Raw genomic sequence first — 4,154 nt, 5'->3', positions numbered from 1 at the left:
GGAATGGAACTTGTCGAGCAGCTGGCCGACCTGGGACCGGCGCTACGAAAGCTGTCGCAGGACGAGCGGAACCTTCTGAGCCTTCGGTTCCACCACGACCTCAGCCAGCATGAGATCGCGTCCCGGCTCGGGGTCTCCCAGATGCAGGTGTCGCGGCTGCTCGCTCGAACGATCGAGCGCCTCCGTGACGGGATGCGGGTCTACCCGGAGGCACCCGCCGCCACCGCGGAGTCGCCCACGGCGTCGTAGGCCCCCACGTTCACCGGTCGACGTCCCCGACTACGAAGTCGAAGCTGCCCAGGATCGCGACGACGTCCGGGACGAACACTCCTCGGAGGATCTCCGGCAGCACGGCGATGTTGGCGAACGACGGCGTCCGCAGCCTCATGCGGTAAGGCTCGCGGGCTCCCGTCGAGATGATGTGGTAGCCGATCTCGCCGCGGGGCCCTTCGGCGCGCACGTATATCTCGCCCTCGGGGATCCGAAAGGTCCGCGGGACCTTGCTCGTAACCGGTCCCGGCGGCAGTCCTTCCACGACCTGCTCGATGATGTTGCATGACTCCCACAACTCCCGGACGCGCTGCACGTAACGGTCAAAGCAGTCGCCCGTCTCCCCCACCGGGACCTGGAACTCGTAGCCGTCGTAGCCCAGGATCGAATCCTGCTTGCGGACGTCGTAGGCGATCCCGCTCGCACGCAGGTTCGGACCCGAAACCCCGTAGTCCAGCGCCATGTCCAGCGGGAGCGGTCCCACGTCCCGGGTGCGCTCGGTGAACACGTCGTTTCCTATGAGGAAGTCCAGCCATTGGTCTACACGCGTGCGGAAGTACTCCACGACCTTCGGAAGGGTCTCGTAGAAGCCCTTGGGCAGGTCCTCTTTCAGGCCGCCGATCCGCGAGTAGTTGGAGTGGAGCCGCTGGCCCGTTATGGCCTCGTGCAGGTCCAGCGCGTACTCGCGGTCGCGGTAGCCGTACATCGGCGCTGTAAGGGCGCCAAGCTCGAGTCCGTAGACGCCGCAGAACAGGGAGTGGGAGGCCAGCCGGTACAGCTCCATCATCAGCACGCGCACCGCCTGGGCCCGCTCGCTCACCTCGATCTCCGCGAGCTGCTCGCAGGCGATGCAGAACGGCACCTCGTAGATAAAGCTGGAGATCCAGTCCACCCGGTTCAGCAGCGTGTTTATCTGCAGGGGCGACCGCTGCTCCACCAGCTTCTCGTAGCCGCGGTGCATGTAACCCAGCACGGGGTCGGCGTCCACTACCCGCTCGCCGTCCAGCCGGACTACCACGCGCAGGACCCCGTGCGTGGAGGGGTGCTGGGGGCCGATGTTCAGCACCATGTCCCCGGTCGGCAGATCGCGCTCGACCGCCGCCGTGATGTAACCCTGCGTGGGGACGAACTGGCGTGATTCGGTCGTCATGTCATCCCTCGAACGATGCCCCCGGCCAGGGCTTCTCCACTCGGGCCTCCAGCTCGAAGTCCTTGCGCAACGGGTGTCCTTCAAACCAGTCCGGCAGGAACAGCCGGCTGAGCCGTGGATGTCCCGTGAACCCGATGCCGAACAGCTCGTAGGTCTCCCGCTCGTACCAGTTGGCGCCGGCGTAGACGCCGGTGCCCGATGGCAGGACGGGCTTGGTGCGCGGCAGGTCGTATCGAAGCGTCAGCCTGAGCAGCGCGTGGGGGTCGAACACCTGGTCCAGGACCTCCATGCGCTCGGCCTCCGGCCAGTCCACGCCGGCACAGAACACATAGAAGGTGAAACCGAGCTCCTTGGCCAGTGCCAATGCCTCAGGGCGGCGGTCCGGAGGGAGGCCCAGCATGATCTGATCGCGGGCGTCGATGTCGCGCGCGGCGTCCGCGAAACGGCCCGTGAAGGCACTTCGGACGTCGCCCGGCGTCCGGTGCCCCACCTGCGCCTGCTGCTGCCCACGGCTCGAGATGACCCACCCCTCCTGAGCTCAGCCTCCGGACACCCGACAGACTAGTAGATGTGCCGAAGTCGCATCGGGTTGCGATTGCCCGGCCGGACGGGCACGAAACGGCCTGCGCTGCGCCTATCCTTCCGACGATGAAGCAGACGCCGGCCGAAGCTGCGATCCGTAGCGAGATCGCCCGGCGGGGGCCGGTCACCTTCGCCAGGTACATGCAGATCGTCCTGCACGACCCCGTCTTCGGGTACTACGCCCGGCGCGTCCCCGGGCCCGGGGGGGACTTCGAGACCTCGCCCACGGTCTCCCCCGTCTTCGGTGCATGCATGGCCGAGGCCGTGGAGCGGTTTTGGGACGAGCTGGGGCGTCCGGACCGCTTGGACGTGTGCGAGGTGGGGCCGGGATCGGCGGACCTGGTCTCGGCGGCCATGGACAACGCCCCCGAAGGACTCCGCCGGGCCTGGTCGTGGGTGCTGGTCGAGCCGAACCCGGAGGTCGAGCAGGTCCAACGCGCCCGGCTGGACGGCCGCCCCGTCCGCTGGGTGAGGGACCTGCGGCAAGCGTCGCCCGTGAACGGGTGCATTCTGGCCAACGAGCTGCTGGACACGCTGCCGGTCCACCTCGTCACGCGGCGCAAGGGCGAGCTTCGCGAGCTGTACGTGGCCGCCGGCGACTCGCTGAGGTTGGAGCCGGGGCCGCTGTCGTCCCCGCGACTGTCTGGAGTGGAGGTGGGCGAGGGAGACACCGCCGAGGCCGGCCTGGCGGCGCTGGACTGGGTCACGCAGGCGGCGGCGGTCCTCGAGCATGGTTACCTGCTGCTGGTGGACTACACCTCCGTCAACAGGTCGACCCTGCGCACCTACCGCCGCGACGACCTGGGGACCGACCCGCTGGCCGAGCCCGGCGTGCGGGACATAACCACCCACGTGGACTTCGACGCGGTGATCCGCGAGGGCGAGGGGGCGGGGCTGCGAGTCGTCACCCGCTGCTCGCAGAAGGACTTTTTGCTGGCCACGGGCCTGCGTGAGCGCCTGGAGGAGATGACCAGCCCGGACCCGCAGACCCTCAACGCCCGCAGCGCTGCGGCGCTGCTGGCTGCGCGGGGGGGCCTGGGGGACTTCGAGGTGCTCGTCATGAGCCGCTCGGCCCCCGACGTGCCGGCACTGCGGCCGGCGCAGCGCCCTGCCGTGCCGGTGCCGCCGCGGCTGGGACCTGGCGGGTCGGTTCCAGCGTGACCGATCGCCTGGTCGTCATCGGCGGCGACGCCGCCGGCATGAGCGCCGCCTCGCAGGCGCGACGCCGCCGGGGGCCGGACGACCTGGAGATCCTGGCCTTTGAGCGCGGTCCGCACACGTCCTACTCCGCCTGCGGGATCCCCTACCTGGTAGGCGGCGTCGTCACTGACCCCGACCGACTGGTGGCGCGGTGGCCGCAGCAGTTCCGCGACCGGTTCGGCATCGACGTCCGGACCCGCCACGAGGTCATCGGCATCGACCTGGGCGGCCGGCACGTGGTCGTGCACGACCTGGAAGCTGGTTCTGAGTTCCGCGAGCCATTCGACCAATTGGTCGTCGCCACGGGGGCCCGGCCGATTCGTCCCCGGCTGGAGGGGTCCGACGCGGCGGGAATCCACAGCGTCCAGACGCTGTCGGACGGAGTCGCCATCACCGAAGACATCCGCGACCGCTCCCCCAGGCGTGCTGTGGTGGTGGGAGCCGGCTACATAGGTCTGGAGATGGCGGAGGCTTTCGCGCGGCTGGGGCTGGAGACGACGCTCGTCGAGCTGGACGAACAGCCAATGCGCACCCTGGACCCGGACATGGGGGCGCTGGTGGCCCACGCCATCCGGGCCGTGGGGGTGACCCTTCTGACCGGACAGGCGGTGTCGGCGTTTGAGACGTCCGGGGGCCGGGTGACCGGGGTGATCGCGGGCGGCAGGACAATCCCGGCGGACATCGTGGCGCTGGGCCTGGGCTCCCGTCCGGACGTGTCCCTGGCGGCCGACGCGGGCATCGACGTCGGGACGAGCGGGGGCATCGTGACCGACATCCGCATGAGGACGTCCTCCGAAGGCGTGTGGGCGGCGGGCGACTGCGTGGAGGTGTTCCACCGGGTGTCGCGGCGTCCGGCGGCCATCGCGCTGGGCACCCACGCCAACAAGCAGGGACGCGTGGCCGGCATCAACATCGGAGGCGGGTACGCGACCTTCCCTGGTGTGGTCGGGAC

The 4,154-nt window shown here is 69.5% G+C and carries 5 protein-coding genes; 3 read left to right on the top strand and 2 right to left on the bottom strand.

Annotated elements, in window-relative coordinates:
- Nucleotides 1-249: sigma-70 family RNA polymerase sigma factor (locus VNE62_07335; protein HVE92097.1), on the top strand; the 249-nt coding region annotated here is incomplete at its 5' end.
- A 10-nt stretch (nucleotides 250-259) separates the two neighbouring features.
- Here VNE62_07335 and VNE62_07330 read toward each other — a convergent pair.
- The gene (locus VNE62_07330; GenBank protein ID HVE92096.1) at nucleotides 260-1,420 is read right to left on the bottom strand and encodes an NADH-quinone oxidoreductase subunit D 1; all 1,161 of its coding nucleotides are present in this window, start codon (nucleotides 1,418-1,420) and stop codon (nucleotides 260-262) included.
- Nucleotide 1,421: 1 nt separating this feature from the next.
- Nucleotides 1,422-1,910 (bottom strand): NADH-quinone oxidoreductase subunit C, encoded by a 489-nt coding sequence (locus tag VNE62_07325; GenBank protein HVE92095.1) that lies wholly within the window; start codon nucleotides 1,908-1,910, stop codon nucleotides 1,422-1,424.
- Between the two features lie 158 nt (nucleotides 1,911-2,068).
- Here VNE62_07325 and VNE62_07320 point away from each other — a divergent pair, with 158 nt between their 5' ends.
- Together VNE62_07320 and VNE62_07315 are read left to right on the top strand one after the other, a co-directional pair.
- Entirely contained in the window at nucleotides 2,069-3,163 is a 1,095-nt protein-coding gene (locus VNE62_07320) for an SAM-dependent methyltransferase (GenBank protein ID HVE92094.1), read from the top strand.
- Nucleotides 3,160-4,154 (top strand): FAD-dependent oxidoreductase (locus VNE62_07315; protein HVE92093.1); only part of this gene is annotated, 995 nt, incomplete at its 3' end. The genes VNE62_07320 and VNE62_07315, both read left to right, overlap by 4 nt.

The organism is Actinomycetota bacterium, from assembly GCA_035536535.1.
Lineage (GTDB): Bacteria > Actinomycetota > JAICYB01 > JAICYB01 > JAICYB01 > DATLNZ01.
Note: the sequence above shows the minus strand (reverse complement) of the source record. Positions and strands in the feature narration are given on the sequence as shown.

What these genes read in the sequence shown, in the direction of transcription:
- VNE62_07330 (HVE92096.1), bottom strand. Translation starts at nt 1,420, where the DNA reads ATGACGACCGAATCACGCCAGTTCGTCCCCACGCAGGGTTACATCACG.
- VNE62_07320 (HVE92094.1), top strand. Translation starts at nt 2,069, where the DNA reads ATGAAGCAGACGCCGGCCGAAGCTGCGATCCGTAGCGAGATCGCCCGG.